This window comes from Amycolatopsis kentuckyensis, assembly GCF_002155975.1.
Taxonomy (GTDB): domain Bacteria; phylum Actinomycetota; class Actinomycetes; order Mycobacteriales; family Pseudonocardiaceae; genus Amycolatopsis; species Amycolatopsis kentuckyensis.
On sequence record NZ_MUMI01000577.1, the window covers coordinates 1 to 14,825 of the forward strand.

The 14,825-nt window shown below is 72.2% G+C and carries 17 protein-coding genes; 9 read left to right on the plus strand and 8 right to left on the minus strand.

The genetic code is table 11. The features are described from left to right. From CCN39_RS42325 to CCN39_RS42340, 4 genes are all read left to right on the plus strand, one after another. The coding region (locus CCN39_RS42325) for a hypothetical protein (protein ID WP_086852142.1) at positions 1–203 on the plus strand (203 nt) is incomplete at its 5' end. Next, positions 196–1,227: a ferredoxin--NADP reductase gene (locus CCN39_RS42330; RefSeq protein ID WP_086852144.1), complete on the plus strand. Its 1,032-nt coding sequence runs from the start codon at positions 196–198 to the stop codon at positions 1,225–1,227. The genes CCN39_RS42325 and CCN39_RS42330, both read left to right, overlap by 8 nt. 9 nt (positions 1,228–1,236) lie before the next feature. Further along, on the plus strand, positions 1,237–2,088 hold the full coding sequence (locus CCN39_RS42335) for a MaoC/PaaZ C-terminal domain-containing protein (protein ID WP_086852146.1): 852 nt from the start codon (positions 1,237–1,239) through the stop codon (positions 2,086–2,088). 48 nt (positions 2,089–2,136) lie between these two features. Next, positions 2,137–2,589, plus strand: a complete 453-nt coding sequence (locus CCN39_RS42340) for a riboflavin kinase (RefSeq protein ID WP_086852148.1) — start codon at positions 2,137–2,139, stop codon at positions 2,587–2,589. An 84-nt stretch (positions 2,590–2,673) separates the two neighbouring features. Here CCN39_RS42340 and CCN39_RS42345 read toward each other — a convergent pair whose 3' ends face one another. From CCN39_RS42345 to CCN39_RS42370, 6 genes are all read right to left on the minus strand, one after another. Next, entirely contained in the window at positions 2,674–3,234 is a 561-nt protein-coding gene (locus CCN39_RS42345; RefSeq protein ID WP_086852150.1) for a DUF5134 domain-containing protein, read from the minus strand. A gap of 73 nt (positions 3,235–3,307) precedes the next feature. Then, complete coding sequence (locus CCN39_RS42350; protein WP_086852152.1) at positions 3,308–4,492, minus strand: lipid-transfer protein; 1,185 nt, start codon at positions 4,490–4,492, stop codon at positions 3,308–3,310. Beyond that, positions 4,489–4,875 (minus strand): MaoC family dehydratase, encoded by a 387-nt coding sequence (locus CCN39_RS42355; protein ID WP_086852154.1) that lies wholly within the window; start codon positions 4,873–4,875, stop codon positions 4,489–4,491. The genes CCN39_RS42350 and CCN39_RS42355 overlap by 4 nt, the downstream gene beginning before the upstream one ends. Continuing rightward, entirely contained in the window at positions 4,872–5,780 is a 909-nt protein-coding gene (locus CCN39_RS42360; protein WP_086852157.1) for a bifunctional MaoC family dehydratase N-terminal/OB-fold nucleic acid binding domain-containing protein, read from the minus strand. Before CCN39_RS42360 ends, CCN39_RS42355 begins: the two co-directional genes overlap by 4 nt. Then, complete coding sequence (locus tag CCN39_RS42365) at positions 5,777–6,931, minus strand: acyl-CoA dehydrogenase family protein (RefSeq protein WP_086852159.1); 1,155 nt, start codon at positions 6,929–6,931, stop codon at positions 5,777–5,779. Before CCN39_RS42365 ends, CCN39_RS42360 begins: the two co-directional genes overlap by 4 nt. A gap of 5 nt (positions 6,932–6,936) precedes the next feature. Further along, positions 6,937–7,986, minus strand: a complete 1,050-nt coding sequence (locus tag CCN39_RS42370; protein ID WP_086852161.1) for an acyl-CoA dehydrogenase family protein — start codon at positions 7,984–7,986, stop codon at positions 6,937–6,939. A gap of 87 nt (positions 7,987–8,073) precedes the next feature. On the opposite strand from CCN39_RS42370, the gene CCN39_RS42375 reads away from it, so the two are divergent. Continuing rightward, positions 8,074–8,925 carry an alpha/beta fold hydrolase gene (locus CCN39_RS42375; RefSeq protein WP_167455344.1) on the plus strand — a complete coding sequence of 284 codons (852 nt, stop codon included), beginning with the start codon at positions 8,074–8,076 and terminating at the stop codon, positions 8,923–8,925. Further along, positions 8,925–9,422 carry a nitroreductase family deazaflavin-dependent oxidoreductase gene (locus tag CCN39_RS42385; protein ID WP_167455345.1) on the plus strand — a complete coding sequence of 166 codons (498 nt, stop codon included), beginning with the start codon at positions 8,925–8,927 and terminating at the stop codon, positions 9,420–9,422. Before CCN39_RS42375 ends, CCN39_RS42385 begins: the two co-directional genes overlap by 1 nt. Here the strand turns inward: CCN39_RS42385 and CCN39_RS42390 are convergent. Next, entirely contained in the window at positions 9,406–10,791 is a 1,386-nt protein-coding gene (locus tag CCN39_RS42390; protein ID WP_086852166.1) for a WS/DGAT/MGAT family O-acyltransferase, read from the minus strand. The two genes, CCN39_RS42385 and CCN39_RS42390, sit on opposite strands and share 17 nt — an antisense overlap. A gap of 64 nt (positions 10,792–10,855) precedes the next feature. On the opposite strand from CCN39_RS42390, the gene CCN39_RS42395 reads away from it, so the two are divergent. Continuing rightward, complete coding sequence (locus CCN39_RS42395; protein ID WP_086852172.1) at positions 10,856–12,091, plus strand: alpha/beta hydrolase; 1,236 nt, start codon at positions 10,856–10,858, stop codon at positions 12,089–12,091. Between the two features lie 21 nt (positions 12,092–12,112). Here the strand turns inward: CCN39_RS42395 and CCN39_RS42400 are convergent, their stop codons facing one another. Continuing rightward, positions 12,113–13,525 (minus strand): MFS transporter, encoded by a 1,413-nt coding sequence (locus CCN39_RS42400; RefSeq protein WP_208630628.1) that lies wholly within the window; start codon positions 13,523–13,525, stop codon positions 12,113–12,115. Positions 13,526–13,630: 105 nt separating this feature from the next. Between CCN39_RS42400 and CCN39_RS42405 the strand changes: the two genes are divergently transcribed. Continuing rightward, positions 13,631–14,221 carry a TetR/AcrR family transcriptional regulator gene (locus CCN39_RS42405; RefSeq protein WP_086852168.1) on the plus strand — a complete coding sequence of 197 codons (591 nt, stop codon included), beginning with the start codon at positions 13,631–13,633 and terminating at the stop codon, positions 14,219–14,221. Between the two features lie 19 nt (positions 14,222–14,240). Then, a complete protein-coding gene (locus tag CCN39_RS42410) occupies positions 14,241–14,717 on the plus strand; it encodes an SDR family NAD(P)-dependent oxidoreductase (protein WP_086852170.1) in 477 nt (158 codons plus the stop codon). The last annotated feature ends 108 nt before the right edge of the window (positions 14,718–14,825 follow it).

Here is a 14,825-nt window from a genome sequence, read left to right on the forward strand (position 1 = left end):
GCCGCAGCTGCGGGACGTGCGTGCTGGTGAAGAAGAACAGCATCCAGCACACGAGCATCCAGTGGACGTCCCGACCCGCCGACACCTGCCCGGTGTTCGCGGACGCGGACGGCCCTTCGGCGTTGCTCGACACGTGCCCGAAGCTGTCCGACAGCATCTCCGACGCGGTGCGCGAAGGCACGCTGGCGGTGGCCGATGGCTGAGCGGGTCTACACGCTGACCGTCGCCGACGTCGTCGTCGAAACGCCGGACGCGCGGTCGGTGGTCTTCGAGATCCCGCCCGAGCACGCCGCGGCTTTCTCCTATTCGGCGGGGCAGTTCCTGACCCTGAAGATCCCCAGCGACCGGACGGGTTCGGTCGCGCGGTGCTATTCGCTCTCGAGCGCGCCGCACGAGAACCGCGTGCAGGTGACGGTCAAGCGGACCGACGGCGGGTACGGCTCGAGCTGGATCTGCTCGTCCTTGAAGCCGGGGATGCAGGTCGACGTGCTGGCGCCGGCCGGGGTGTTCTGCCCGGCGTCGGCGGACGAGGACTTCCTGCTGTTCGCGGGCGGCAGCGGCATCACGCCGGTGATGGCCATCCTGAAGACGGCTCTGGAGACCGGTTCCGGCCGGGTCGTGCTGGTGTACGCGAACCGCGACGAGCACTCGGTGATCTTCGCGGGCGAACTGGCGTCGCTGGCGAAGCGCCACGGAGACCGGCTGGTCGTCGTCCACTGGCTGGAGAGCGTCCAGGGCCTGCCGGACGTCTCGCAGCTGCGCGGGCTGGCTTCGGCGTACACGTCGCACGAGGCGTTCCTGTGCGGGCCGGCGCCGTTCATGGCGGCCGTGCGGGAGGCGCTCGGGCAGCTGGGCGTGCCGCGGGAGCGGGTGCACGTCGAGAAGTTCACGTCGCTGACCGGGAACCCGTTCGAGTCCGGTGCGCCCGAGCCCGAGCCCGAGTCCGACGAGGCACCGGCGTCGCTGACGGTGTCGCTGGACGGCTCGACGCGGACGATGTCCTGGCCGCGCCGGCGGAAGCTGCTCGATCGGCTGCTGGACGAGGGCATGGACGCGCCGTATTCGTGCCGTGAGGGACAATGCAGTGCGTGCGCGTGCCGGGTCGTCTCGGGCGAGGTGAAGATGCTGCACAACGAGGTGCTCGACGCCGAGGACATGGCGGACGGCATCGTGCTGGCCTGCCAGTCGCTGCCGGTCACCGACGAGGTCTCGATCAGCTACGAATAGGGAGTTTCCGTGCCCATCGACCCGGACGTCGCGATCGGTGCCGAGATCGGCGAGGTGAGCTTCGCCTGGACGTCGTCGGACGTGCTGCTCTACCACCTGGCGTTGGGCGCCGGCCCGGACGAGCTGCGCTACACCTACGAGCAGGACCTGGTGGTGCTGCCGACGTTCGCGACGGTCGCGGCCAACCTGCGCGTGTTCGACCCGCCGGCGGTGTCGTTCCCCGGCGTGGAGATCGACCTGGCCAAGGTGCTGCACGGCAAGCAGGAGATCACGCTGCACCAGCCGATCCCGACGGCGGGGAAGGCGGTGGCGCGGTCGCGGATCGCCGACGTCTTCGACAAGGGGAAGGCGGCGGTCGTGGTGCAGGAGGTTTCGGTCACGTCCTCGGCCGGGGATCCACTGTGGACGGCGCGGTCGAGCATCTTCGCACGGGGCGAGGGCGGTTTCGGGGGCTCGCGGGGGCCGTCGGACCGGGTTGCTTTTCCGTCGCGGGAGCCGGACTTCGTCGTCGAGACGCCGACGTTGCCGCAGCAGGCGCTGCTGTACCGGCTGTGCGGTGACCGGAACCCGCTGCACGCGGACCCGGAGTTCGCCCGGGCGGCGGGGTTCGACCGGCCGATCCTGCACGGGCTGTGCACGTACGGGATCGTGGCGCGGGTGCTGGTGAACGAGTTCCTGGACGGCGACCCGGCGCGGGTGGCGTCCTTCGCGACGAAGTTCGCCGGGGTGGTGTTCCCGGGCGAGACGCTGCGGATCCGGGTGTGGCGCTCCGGCGAAGACCGGCTGCTGGTGACGGCGTCGGCGGCCGAGCGCGACGACGCGCCGGTGCTGGCGGACACGGTGCTGGTGTCCACTTCCTGAACGTCGCTGCCGGGGCCGCTACCGTGGTGGGGAGACTCGGGAGGACGAATGCCGGAATACTTCGTGGTGCGGGGAACGGTCGAATCGGGCGACCAGCGCGGCCGCGAGCTGGGCTTTCCGACGGCCAACATCGCCCTGCGCGACCAGGACGGCTCCCTCGGCGACGGGGTGTGGGCGGGCTGGATCGGCCGCCCGGACGGCACCCGCCTCCCGGCGGCGATCTCGGTCGGCCGCCGCCCGACGTACTACGGCGCGGACGGCTACCGCCTGCTGGAGGCTCACGTCCTGGACTTCGCGGGTGACCTGTACGGCGAGACGCTGGTGGTGTGGCTGGGCGCGCACCTGCGGGACCAGGAGAAGTACGCCTCGGCGGAGGACCTGATCACGGCGTTGAAGAACGACATCGCGGCAGCCTCCCAGTGGACGGCGGCCAACCCGGCGGCTTCGCTTCCGGAGCCCGGGGACAGCGCGCCGGGCGAGGTGCGGCGGGTCGCGGGCTGATCGCCGCACCGCCCGGAATTGTCGGTGCCTTCCGGTAACGTGAAATCCGGGGGGCCCCAGGCCGGGGACCTCTCCGCGCCGCGCTCACAAAGCCGAGGCCAGCAGCATGTAGCCCATACCGGCTCCCATCACCGCGCGGCACACCGCCCGCGAAGCCTGGCCGGAGCCGGTCGCCGCGCGGGAGCCGGAGACCACCGAGCCCCGGACCGCCAGCACCCCCGACCACGCCGCGTCGAGCACGAAATAGCCCGCCGCCAGCACCGCCACCAAGGGCACCGCCAACCGGGCGTCCATGGCCGACATCGTCAGCCACGGGCCGTGGGCCGTTCCCGTGTGCGGCATCGCCGTCACCATGTACAGCATCGCCGCCGCCGACAGTGCGTGGTGGGCGCATGTCCTGCTTCGCCACCACGTCACCGCGAACCAGCCCGTTGTCAGGACCAGCACCGCCTGCCAGCCCGCCGCCGGGATCGGGCCGCCGACCGGCGAGAACATCGCCACCATCGCCACCACCAGCAGCAGCTCGGCCAGGTCGCCGTGGCGGACGCCGTGGCCCAGGCGTGCGTAGTCGAGGCGGACCAGCCTCAGCACGCACGGCAGCACCAGTGCCGCGAACACCGCCGTGAGCGCCCAGTCGACCGCCATCGCGCGTTCGTCCTCACTCTCCGTCGTGGGTGGTGTCTCCACCGTGACACCCACGCCGGACGGGCACCAGACGTCATTGAGGTGAGGTTTGGTCACCCGTCAGGATGAGGCCGCTGGTCGGCACGCCCGTACCCGCCGTGACCAGCACCCGGGACGCGCCCGCGACCTGGTTGGCCGCCGTCCCGCGGATCTGCCGGACGCCCTCCGCGATGCCGTTCATGCCGTGGATGTACGCCTCGCCGAGCTGGCCGCCGTGCGGGTTGAGCGGCAACGCGCCGTCGAGCTCCAGCGCGCCGTCGGCGATGAAGTCCTTCGCCTCGCCCCGGCCGCAGAACCCCAGCTCCTCCAGTTGCATCAGCACATACGGCGTGAAGTGGTCATACAGCACCGCGACGTCCACATCGGACGGTCCGAGCCCAGACTGGCCCCACAGCTGCCGGCCCACGACGCCCATTTCCGGCAGCGCGGCCAGGTCGTCGCGGTAGTAGCTGGTCATCACGTACTGGTCCGGCCCGCTCCCCTGCGCCGCCGCCGCGATCACCGCCGGTGGCCGCGCCAGGTCGCGCGCCCGCGAAAGGCTGGTGACGACCAGCGCGACCCCGCCGTCGCTCTCCTGGCAGCAGTCGAGCAGGTGCAGCGGCTCGGCCACCCAGCGCGACGCCTGGTGCTCCTCGAGCGTGATGGGCCGCTCGTGGAACCACGCGTTCGGGTTGGTCGCCGCGTGCTTGCGGTCGATCACGGCGACGCGCCCGAAGTCCTCGCTCGTCGCGCCGTAGTCGTGCAGATAACGCTGTGCCACCATGGCCACCGTCGCCGCCGGGGTGGCGATGCCCATCGGGTAGTGGAACGCGTTGTCCACCCCCGAGGAGTTGACCTGCCCGGCCGCCGCGGACGACACCTGGCCGAAGCGGTGCCCGGACCGCTCGTTGAACGCGCGGTAGGCGACGACGACGTCCGCGACGCCGGTCGCCACCGCCATCGCCGCCTGCTGCACGGTCGCCGCCGCGGCGCCGCCGCCGTAGTGGATGCGGCTGAAGAACTTCAGTTCGGGAATGCCCAGCTCGCGCGCCACGGCGATCTCGGCGTTGCCGTCCATGGTGAACGACACCAGTCCGTCCACATCGGACGGCGTCAGCCCGGCGTCGGCCAGGGCGTGGGAGATGCATTCGGCCGCCAGCCGCAGTTCGCTGCGCCCGGAGTCCTTGGAGAACTCCGTCGCGCCGATCCCGGCGATCGCCGCCTTGCCCGAGAGCGTCACGGCAGCGTCACCGCCACCGTCCCGGCGACGTGCTCACCGAGACTGTCCACACCGGACACCGAGACCACGACGTCGTTGCCCTCACGGGAGACGACGCGGCCGGTGAACGTCAGCGTGTCGTAGGCGTAGCAGGGCACGCCGAGCCGGATCTTGATCGACCGGATCAGCGCCTGCGGCCCGGCCCACTCCGAGACGAACCGCTGCACCAGACCGGTGTCGGTGAGGATGTTGAGGAAGATGTCCTTCGAGCCGCGGGCGACGGCCGAGTCGCGGTCGTGGTGGACGTCCTGGAAGTCACGGGTGGCCAGCGCCGTGCTGACGACGAACGTCGGCGTCGCCTCGATCGTCAACGGCGGCAGCTCGGTCCCTTCGGCGACGGTCATCGGGCCACCTTCCACGCGGGCAGGGTCAGGTCGTCGTCCACCGTGATGAACGCGGCGACCACCGGCAGTCCGATGTGGACTTCCTCCGGCGCCGCGTCCACGAGCTCGGCCATCACCCGGACCCCTTCTTCGAGTTCCACCAGGGCCACCACGAACGGCAGTTGCTTGCCCGGTACCGCCGGGTGGTGGTGCACGACGTAGGAGTACACGGTCCCGCGGCCGCTGGCGACGACGTAGTCGGGCTTGGTGTCCAGCGAGCCGTCGGGCGGCATCGGCCCCGGCGGGTGCCGCAGCGTCTCGCCCCAGCGCTGGATCCGCAGCTCACCCTCGCGCAGGCCGTCCCAGAAGAACTCCGTGTCCCGGCTGATCACCGGCCGCAGCACCGGCGCGGGCGGCGGCTTCGGGGCGGGCGGGCGGAACTTGAGCACCCGGAACATCATCTCGGCGACGGCCTCGTCCCCGACGTACCAGGTCATCCGCGTGGTGACGAACCATCCTTCGCCGAGGGCGGTCTTCTTCGGCCCGACGACCTCCTCCAGCCGGGTCCGTGCCTCGACCTGCTCGCCGGGCCGCAGGTAGCGGTGGTAGGTCTGTTCGGAGTTCGTCGCCACGACCGAGGTGAACCCCGCCTCGTCGAGCAGCTCCATCATCAGGCCCAGGGGGTCGTCGGCGCCGCGCGGGACGTTCAGGCCGCCCATCGTCCACACCTGCGCCATCGCGGGCGGCGCGACGAGTCCCTTGTGGACACTGGTGACGGCGTACTCCGGGTCGGTGTAGACCGGGTTGCGGTCCCCGATCGCCTCGACCCAGTTGTTGACCATGGCCTGGTTGACGGGGTCGCGCGCCAGGCGCGGCGCGCATTCCCCGCGCGCGGCGATCTCCGCGGCGGCCTCTTCGATGTTCATCGCGGCACCCTCGGCAGGCCCAAGCCGATCGAGGCGATCAGCTCTCGTTGGATTTCGCTGACGCCCCCGCCGAAGGTCAGCACGATGTTGCGTTTCGCGGTGAGGTCCAGCCATTCGGCGAGCTCGGCGGTGTCCGGATCGGCCAGGTCGCCGTGGCGCGCCACGACTTCCTCGAGGTTCCGGCCGATCCGCTGGATGGCTTCGGAGCTGAACACCTTGGTCGCCGACGCGTCGGCCACGCCCACCGGTGCGCTCGCCGAGGACACCGCGACCTGCCAGTTCAGCAGCTCGTTCACCCGGGTCACGGCCAGCGCCTCGGCGAGCACGGCCCGCACGTCGGCGAGGTCCAAGAGGCCGTGCGTGCAGGCCCAGGCGCGGACGCGGTCGTACAGGCCGCCGATCCGGCCGGCCGGGCCGAGCATGACGCGCTCGTGGTTGAGCTGGGTCGTGATCAGCCGCCAGCCGGCGTTTTCCTGCCCCACCAGGCGGTTCGCCGGCACACGGACGTCCGAGTAGTAGGTCGCGTTGACGTGGTGAGCGCCGTCGCAGGTGATGATCGGCGTCCACGAGTAGCCGGGGTCGCTCGTGTCGACGATGAGGATCGAGATGCCCTTGTGCTTGGGCGCGTCGGGCGCGGTGCGCACGGCGAGCCAGATGTAGTCGGCGTCGTGCCCGCCGGTGGTGAAGATCTTCTGGCCGTTGACGACGTAGGAGTCGCCGTCGCGGACCGCCGTCGTCCGCAGCGACGCGAGGTCGGTGCCCGCTTCCGGTTCGCTGTACCCGATGGCGAAGTGGATCTCCCCGGCCAGGATCTTCGGCAGGAAGAAGGACCTCTGCTCGTCCGTGCCGAATTCCTGCAGCGTCGGCCCGACCGTCTGCAGGGTGACCGAGGGCAGCTGGACGTCGGCGCGCGCGGCCTCGTCGACGAACAGGTGCTGTTCGATGCCGCCGAAGCCCTGGCCGCCGTATTCGACCGGCCAGCCGACGCCGAGCCGGCCGTCGCGGCCCATCCGGCGGACGATCTCGCGGAACACCGGCCCGTGCCGCTCGCGCCGCATCGCCCGGCGTTCCTCGGGGCTGATCAGGCCGGCGAAGTACTCGCGCAGTTCGGCGCGCAGCTGCCGTTGCGCGCTGGTCAGTTCGACGTGCATCCGCCTCACCCCGCCACTCGTTCGCCGAGCCGGCCGAGCCGGTGCGCGGCCCCGCCGAGGGTCCGGCCGAGATCCTTGACCGCCGACGAATACCGGTGCAGCGGATAGGTTTCGTCGACGCCGAGGCCGCCGTGCAGGTGGTGGCAGGTCGCCAGCGCCTCCGGGGCCTGCGAGGCGAGCCAGTAGGCGGCGACGTCCAGTTCGGCGTCCGCGTCGAGCCCGGACGCCAGCCGCCACACCGCGGAGGTCACCGCGAGGTGCACGGTCCGCGCGGCCACGTAGACGTCGGCGATCTGGCCCGCCACCGCCTGGAAAGCCGCCAGTGGCCGGCCGAACTGGGTGCGCTCGCCGACGTGCTTCACGGTCAGCGCGAGCGCGCCGGCCAGGAGGCCGTCGCCGAGGGCCAGGGCGCCGGCCAGCGCGAACCGGTGCAGCGCCGCGACCGCGCCGAGGTCGAACAGCAGGTCCGTTTCCTCGACCGCGACGTCGTGGAGCCGGACGGTGTACTCCGGGCTCCCGGAGGAGGTGGGGGTCGGGACGAGCGTGACGCCGTCGGCCTGCGGGTCGACGAGGTAGACGGCGCTGCCGTGCGCGGTGGTCACCGGCGTGAGGATCCGGGTCGCCCCGGCGGCGTGCGGTACCGCGGTTTTCACGCCGCTGACCAGCCAGTTCCCGTCTCCGGGCCGTGCGGTGGCGGCGGGCTCGGCGACCAGCGGCGCGGACGGTTCGTGCAGGGCCGCGGTGAGCAGCGCGTCCCCGGCCGCGACCGCCGGCAGCAGCTCCGCGCGCTGGGCGGGGGTGCCGAGCGACTCGATCGGCAGGACGCCCAAGGCGAGCGCGGCGTACGCGGGCACCGGCGCGGCGGCCCGGCCGACCTCGGTGAGGACCTGGGCGACCTCCGCGACGCCCAAGCCGTCGCCTTCCAGTTCCGGGGGCAGCGCCAGGGCGAGCAGGCCCGCCGAGGCGAGCGCGCGCCAAGGGTCTTCGTCGGACCCGAGCACTTTCGCGGCGAGGGCGGCGATTTCGGTCTGCGTATCGTCAAGGGCGAAGTCCACGCCTGTCCTCCGGATCGGGCGCAATATTGAAACCTGTTCTAGTCTTAACCGGAAAGGGCGGGCACGGCAACCCCCGGGGGTGGCGGAATGGCGCGGACGCGACGGCGGATCACCGTGCCGCCGACCGCGGGCGTCCCCGAGCCGGTCCCCCTGGAGCTGCCCGGCCGAGGCCGCACGGTGGTCACCGACGTCGGCCCGCGGGACGCCCCCGCCCTCTTCCTGCTGCACTCGGTGGCCTGCACGGGCCTGCTGACCTGGTATCCGGCGCTCGCGCGGCTGGCGCGGCACCACCGCGTCGTCGTGTTCGACCAGCGGTGGCACGGCCGGGGCATCCGCTCGCCGGAATTCCGGCTGGCCGACTGCGCGGACGACGTCACCGCCGTCGCGGACGCGCTCGGCATCGGCCGGTTCGCGCTCGCCGGGTACTCGATGGGCGGGCTGGTCGCCCAGCTCGTCGCCCGCGCCGAACCAGAACGTGTTACCGGGCTCGTGCTGTGCTCGACCGCCGGTCACTTCGGCCGCGGGCTGCGGCAGCGCGCCGCCCTCGACGTCTTCGGCCGGACGCTGCGGCGGCTGCGCGAGCGCGTGCCGCCGCCGGCCGCGCCCGCCGCACTCCCCCGCCGGCCTCTCGCCGACCACCGGTGGGGGCTGCGGGAGTTCCGGTCGACCACGCCGTGGGCCATCGCGGTCGCCGTCGACGAGATCGGCCGGTTCGACTCGACGCCGTGGCTGCACACGCTGCGGCTGCCGGCCGCGGTCGTGGTGACCGCCCGGGACCGGTTCATCGCGCCCGCCCACCAGCGGTCCCTGGCCCGCCGGCTCCCCGGCGCGGCCACCTACGAGGTCGCGGCCGGGCACGCCGCCTGCGTGCTGGCCGCCGACCGCTGGGTGCCCGCCCTGCTCGCCGCGGTCCACTCCCTCCGAGGAAGGAATCCATGATGGGACGCTTCAGCCTGCCCGACGCCAAGCCCGACGGCCTCGACTCGCCGGTGACGGCGAAGGTGATGAAGTACGCGGCGAAGGCGCAAGTAGCGGTCTTCCGGCTGACCGGTGGCCGCGTCGGCAGCACGTGGCGGATCGGGGCGGGGTTCCGCAAGCCCGTGCCGACGCTGCTGCTGGAGCACCGCGGCCGCAAGTCCGGGCGGCTGTTCACCACCCCGCTGCTGTACCTGCGCTCCGGCGACGACGTCGTCATCGTCGGCTCGCAGGGCGGGCTGCCGCGGCACCCGCAGTGGTACCGCAACCTGCTGGCGCACCCCGAGACGCGCATCGACCTCAGGGGCCGGCGCGGCGTCCCGGTCACGGCCCGGGTCGCCGGTCCCGCGGAACGCGCCGAGCTGTGGCCGCGGCTGGTCGAGCTGTACGCGGACTTCGCGAAGTACCAGGCCTGGACCGAGCGGGAGATCCCGGTGGTGGTGCTCAGCCCGCGGCTTTGAGCAGGTCGGCGAGCGCGGCCGGGAGCGCGTCGGCGAGCGGCCACAGGTCCTTGACCAGCTCCCGCGCGCCGAGCAGGCCGACGTGCACCTTCCCGGCGTTGGACAGCACCGTGACGTTCAGCCCGGCGCCGTGGAAGACCGGGCCGAGCGGGTAGAAGCCGGTGATCCGCGCGCCCAGGAAGTACAGCGGCATCGGCGGGCCGGGCACGTTCGAGACGACCAGGTTGTGCACCACCGGGTGCTTTTCGGCCAGGCGCAGCGCCGAATACGCGCGCACGGCGAGCCCGAACGCCGTCGCGGCCGAGAACTGCGCCCAGTCCTGCAGCATGTCGGCGTCGATGTCGTGGTGGTGGTCCTTCGAGCGCCGGTTGGCCTCGGCGAGGAAGAACACCCGCGCGGCCGGGTCGGGCAGGTGCGTCGGCAGCGAGGCGAAGAACGCCGAAACCTTGTTGCTGCCGTGCTCGCGTTCGGTCCGGTCGTGCACCGAGACCGGGACGGTCGCCACCAGCGGGTCCTCCGGCAGTTCGCCGCGGGCGGCGAGGAACTCGCGCAGCGCGCCGGCGACGAGCGCGAGCACGACGTCGTTCACCGTGACCCCGAAGGCGTTCTTGACCTCCTTGACCTCGGCGAGGTCGAGCTGGGCGAAGGCGACGCTGCGGTGCCCGGTGATGGTGCCGTTCAGCGACGTCCGCGGCGCGGTGAACGGGACCGGCATCCCCTGGCCGCGCAACGCCCGGCCGACCCAGCGCGGCATCAGCCCGAGGAGGTCGGGCAGCAGCCGCGCGACCTCGGCGGGGCGCTTCACGACGGTTTCGACCCCGGAGCGGATCAGGTCCAGCGGCGACGGCAGCCCGGCGTTGCGGGGCTCCTCGATCACCGGCATCGGCCCGTCCGGTTCGAGCCCGGCCAGGTAGGTGATCAGGCTGGCGCCGCTGACGCCGTCGACGCTCGCGTGGTGCATCTTGAGCAGCACGGCGAGCTGGCCGTCGGCCAGGCCTTCGATGACGTACAGCTGCCACAGCGGGTGCGCCCGGTCGAGCTGCTGCCCGGCGATGTGCGCGCACAGCGCGGCCAGCTCGGCGCGGTCGCCGGGGGCGGGCACGCCGATGCGGTGCACGTGGTGGTCGAGGTCGAACTCGTCGTCTTCGACCCACACGGGGTGGCTGAGGTTCCAGAGTGGATTGTGCAGTTTGCGGCGGAACGCCGGGATCATCCGGACGCGTTCGTCGAGTTTCTCCTGCAGCTTCGCGAAGGTGTAGCCGCCGGGGACGGTCGAGCCGTCGAGGACGAGCAGCCCGCAGACGTGCAGGACCTGCGACGACGTCTCGAGGTAGAGGAAGCTCGCGTCGAGGCCGCTCAGTCTCTGCATGGCGTCAGGGTAGGCCACGTCCGGTGAGCGGCGCGTCACCCTACTCGCCGGTACCATCGCGGTGGTGCAGCCGAATTTCCTGATCCGTCGCGCGGTCCAGCTCGGTCTCACCGCCAATGCCCTCCGCCCGCTGCGGGCCCGGTCCACGACGATCCCGGTGTTCTTCGCCGGGTGGCTGACCGGCGAGCTGGCCCCCCAGTTCCTGGCCCTGACGGCGGCGGACACCGCGCTGCACGTCGCCCGCCACGGTGTTCGCGACCGGTCGACGAAGGTGGGCCTGGCGATGGCGGCGGCGTCCGCCGCGGGGCTGGCCACGCTGGTCCGCACCGGCCACGGCGCCCGCGAGGAGATCGAGAAGGCGCTGACGTCGGCGCTGGGCGAGGACTACGCGGCGGAGCTGGGCCGCTCGGACCTCGGCCTGCCGTGGGGCGAGCTGGCGCTGCCGTTCCGGATGGGCGCCCCCGACGTCCGGGTCGACCGCAACATCGCGTACGCCCCGGGCGGCAAGCGGTTCCTGCTGGACGTGTACCGGCCTGCCGAGCCGGTTTCGGGTGCCCCGGTGCTGCTGCAGGTCCACGGCGGGGCGTGGGTGATCGGTAACAAGGAGGAGCAGGGCCGGCCGCTGATGCGCTACCTGGCCCGCCGCGGCTGGGTGTGCGTCGCGATCAACTACCCGCTTTCGCCGGCGCACCGCTGGCCGGCGCACATCGTCGCGGCGAAGCAGGCGCTGGCGTGGATCCGCTCTTCGATCGCTTCGTACGGCGGCGACCCGCGTTTCGTGGCGGTGACGGGCGGATCGGCGGGCGGGCACCTGTCGGCGTTGCTGGCGTTGTCCCAGAACGACCCGGTGTTGCAGCCCTCGTTCGAGGACGTCGACACGAGCGTCCAGGCCTGCGTCCCGCACTACGGCGTGTACGACTTCGCGGCGACGTCCGGCGCACCGGCGAGCAAGTACCGGCTGGAGAGCCTGATCGCCCGCCGGGTGTTCGCCCCGGACCGGGACCCGGTGACGCACCTGGACGACTACGTCGCGGCGTCACCGCTGGACCGGATCACCTCGGACGCCCCGCCGTTCTTCGTGATCCACGGCCGGGACGATTCGCTGGTCCCGGTGCGGGAGGCGCGTGAGTTCGTGGCGCGGCTGCGGGAGAAGTCGCGGCAGCCGGTGGCGTACGCGGAGCTGGCGGGGGCACAGCACGCGTTCGACGTGTTCACGTCGGTGCGTTCGGCGCACGTGGTCCGTGGGGTGGCGCGGTTCCTGGACCACACCTACCACGCCTGGAAGGCCGAGCACCACTAGCGTGCGGCGCCCGGCCGCGTCCTACGCCTGACGGGCGCCGCGGGGCAGCAACCGCAGCAGGGGCAGGCACAGCGCGGTCACCGCCGTGACGGTGACGATGGCCAGGGTCATCGCGTGCTCGGGTGGGCCGCCGTGGAGGTACACGCTGGTGACGGTGGCCGAGCCGAGCGCGGTGGCGAGTTGCTGCACCGCGGTCAGGGTGCCGCTCGCGCTCCCGGACTCGGCCGGGTCGATGTCGCCGATCGTGATGTCGAACAGGGTGCCGAAGCACGCACCCATGCCGATCCCGGCGAGGACGCAGGCGGGAGCCAGCGCCAGGAGGGTGACGTCCGTCCCGCTCGTGGTGACCAAGGCCAGCAGCCAGCCGCCGCCGGCGAGCGTGCCGAGCATGCCGGCGAGGAGCAGCGCGCGGCCCATCCGGGCGGCCACGGCCATGCCCGCACCGGATCCGGCGATGATGCCGAGGGTGAGCGGGAGCATGCCGACGGCAGCACTGCCGGGGCCCCGGCCCAGTGCCTGCTGGAGGAACAGGGAGATGACGAACGCCAGCCCGTTGGTGACGGCGAAGAACATCAACCCGACGACCAGGCCCGAGGTGAAGCCCTTGTTGCGCAACAGGCTCGGCTTGATCAACGGCGCGGCGGCGGCGCGCTGACGCAGGGCGAACAAGAGCAGGAACACCACACCGGTCACCAGTGCACCGACGGCGAGCGGGCCCCAGCCGGTCTCGGAGCCGTCGATCAGGCCGAACATCAGGCCGAACATCGCCACCGCGAGCAGTCCCGCGCCCAGCCCGTCGACGGTGACGGAGCGGTCGGCGTTGTCGCGCGGCAGCAGGCGGGCGGCCAGCGCGATGCCCGCGGTGCCCAGGAGGAGGTTGACGAGGAAGACCGGGCGCCAGGACAGGCCGGCGATGTCGGCTTCGATGAGGAAGCCCGCCAGCACGGGACCTCCCACGGTGGCAATGCCCAGCAGCGGGCCGAACAGGTTGAACGCGGTGCGGCGCATCTCCGGGGTGAAGTGCCGGGCGATGATCGCCATGCCCTGGGGCACCAAGAGGGCGCCGAACGCACCCTGCACCACCCGGGCGACGATCATGACCGCCGGCCCGGTCGCCAGGCCGCAGACCGCGGAGGCGAGCGTGAAGCCGCTCATGCCGAGCAGGAACAGCCGGCGTTGGCCGTACCTGTCGCCCAGGCGCCCGCCGATGACCAGCAGGACGCTCATCGCCAGGGCGTAGGCGGCGCCGAGCCACTTGATCAGGCCCGCTCCGCCGCCGAGTTCGGCCACGATGCTGGGCGCGGCGATCGTGGTCACCGTGGCGTCGATCATGTCGAGCGCGTCGGCGAGCAGGATCAAGCCGAGGAGGGCCCACATCGCGGCCCTGCTCAGCGGCGCGCTGCGGGTGGGTGAGGTGGCGGCGGTGGCCGGCATGACGGGACTCCTGAGTGGTCGAGGGGGGCGGACGCCCACAAAACCATAATGACTTCAGTTTTGGAACCACTATGAAGTCAGAGGTGTTTCAGCTATCATGGGCAGATGGCTACGACGGCTCGACCCGGGCCCGGACGGCGCGAACGCAAGAAGGCGGCGACCCGCAAGGCGTTGTCCGAGGCGGCACTGGCGCTCTTCCTCGAACGGGGCTACGACAAGGTGACGGTGGCGGAGATCGCCGAAGCCGCGGACACCGCGATCGCGACGCTGTTCGCGCACTTCCCGGCCGGCAAGGAAGCGCTCATCCTGGACGACAGCGGCGAGCGGGAGGCGTCGCTGACGGCGGCCGTTCGCGAGCGTCCCGACGGCAGTTCCGTCCTGGACGCCCTGCACGCGTTCTTCGCGTCTCGGGCCCCGTTCCGGGAGGACCTGCCCGAGCAGTACCGGCGCCGGATGGACCTGGTCATGACGACGCCGGCGCTGTGGGCGTACGCCCGCACCGTCTGGATCGCCTGCCACGGGACCCTGGCCGCACTGCTCGCCGAGGCCGCCGGACTCGACGAACCGGACGACTCCCTGCACGCACTGGCCCGCTACGTCCTGGAGACCCCCGACCTGGCCGCGGGCCGGCCCGATCGCGCCGCCGCTCTCGCCGAGGCCTTCCGCCACCTCAAGCGTGGCTGGCCCCACCTCTGAACCCCCGAGGAGCCCCTTCATGACCTGGAACGTCCACCGCCCGCCGCGCGCCGAGGGCGTCACCGTCCTGGTGACCGGCGGCAACGCCGGGATCGGCTACTTCGTCGCCGAACAGCTCGCCGAAGCAGGCGCCGCCGTCGTCCTCGGTTGCCGCGACCCGGCCAAGGCCGGCGTCGCCGCGGCCGCGATCCGGGCCCGGGTGCCCGAGGCCGCGGTCAGCCACCTGCCGCTGGACCTCGCGGACCTGACGTCCTTGAAGTCCTCAGTGGACAGTCTGGCCGTCGACCGCCTCGACGCCGTCGTGTTCAACGCCGGCATCGCGCTCGACGCTCCACCGCGCCGCGAAAGCGTCGACGGCCACGAGCTGATGTTCGCCACCAACCACCTCGGCCACTTCGCGCTCGCCCACTGGCTGAGCCCGCTGCTCGTCGCGGCGCGCAGCCGGCGGTCGAGCTCGAAACCGAAGCTCATCTGGGCGAGCTTGGAGCGACCGTAGGTCCGCTTGGGGTCGTAGGACCGGGTGGACTGCAAGTCGTCGAGATCGAGGCGTTCCGAGCGGGCGGCGAAGCTGCCCACGGTGATGATGCGCGCCGCGACGAGCAGC

Excerpts from the sequence above, each read along its gene's own strand:
- CCN39_RS42405 (WP_086852168.1), top strand. The coding sequence starts at position 13,631 with ATGGCTACGACGGCTCGACCCGGGCCCGGACGGCGCGAACGCAAGAAG.
- CCN39_RS42345 (WP_086852150.1), bottom strand. The coding sequence starts at position 3,234 with ATGGCGGTCGACTGGGCGCTCACGGCGGTGTTCGCGGCACTGGTGCTG.
- CCN39_RS42360 (WP_086852157.1), bottom strand. The coding sequence starts at position 5,780 with ATGAACATCGAAGAGGCCGCCGCGGAGATCGCCGCGCGCGGGGAATGC.
- CCN39_RS42340 (WP_086852148.1), top strand. The coding sequence starts at position 2,137 with ATGCCGGAATACTTCGTGGTGCGGGGAACGGTCGAATCGGGCGACCAG.
- CCN39_RS42400 (WP_208630628.1), bottom strand. The coding sequence starts at position 13,525 with ATGCCGGCCACCGCCGCCACCTCACCCACCCGCAGCGCGCCGCTGAGC.
- CCN39_RS42355 (WP_086852154.1), bottom strand. The coding sequence starts at position 4,875 with ATGACCGTCGCCGAAGGGACCGAGCTGCCGCCGTTGACGATCGAGGCG.
- CCN39_RS42385 (WP_167455345.1), top strand. The coding sequence starts at position 8,925 with ATGGGACGCTTCAGCCTGCCCGACGCCAAGCCCGACGGCCTCGACTCG.
- CCN39_RS42390 (WP_086852166.1), bottom strand. The coding sequence starts at position 10,791 with ATGCAGAGACTGAGCGGCCTCGACGCGAGCTTCCTCTACCTCGAGACG.
- CCN39_RS42375 (WP_167455344.1), top strand. The coding sequence starts at position 8,074 with ATGGCGCGGACGCGACGGCGGATCACCGTGCCGCCGACCGCGGGCGTC.
- CCN39_RS42410 (WP_086852170.1), top strand. The coding sequence starts at position 14,241 with ATGACCTGGAACGTCCACCGCCCGCCGCGCGCCGAGGGCGTCACCGTC.
- CCN39_RS42330 (WP_086852144.1), top strand. The coding sequence starts at position 196 with ATGGCTGAGCGGGTCTACACGCTGACCGTCGCCGACGTCGTCGTCGAA.
- CCN39_RS42365 (WP_086852159.1), bottom strand. The coding sequence starts at position 6,931 with ATGCACGTCGAACTGACCAGCGCGCAACGGCAGCTGCGCGCCGAACTG.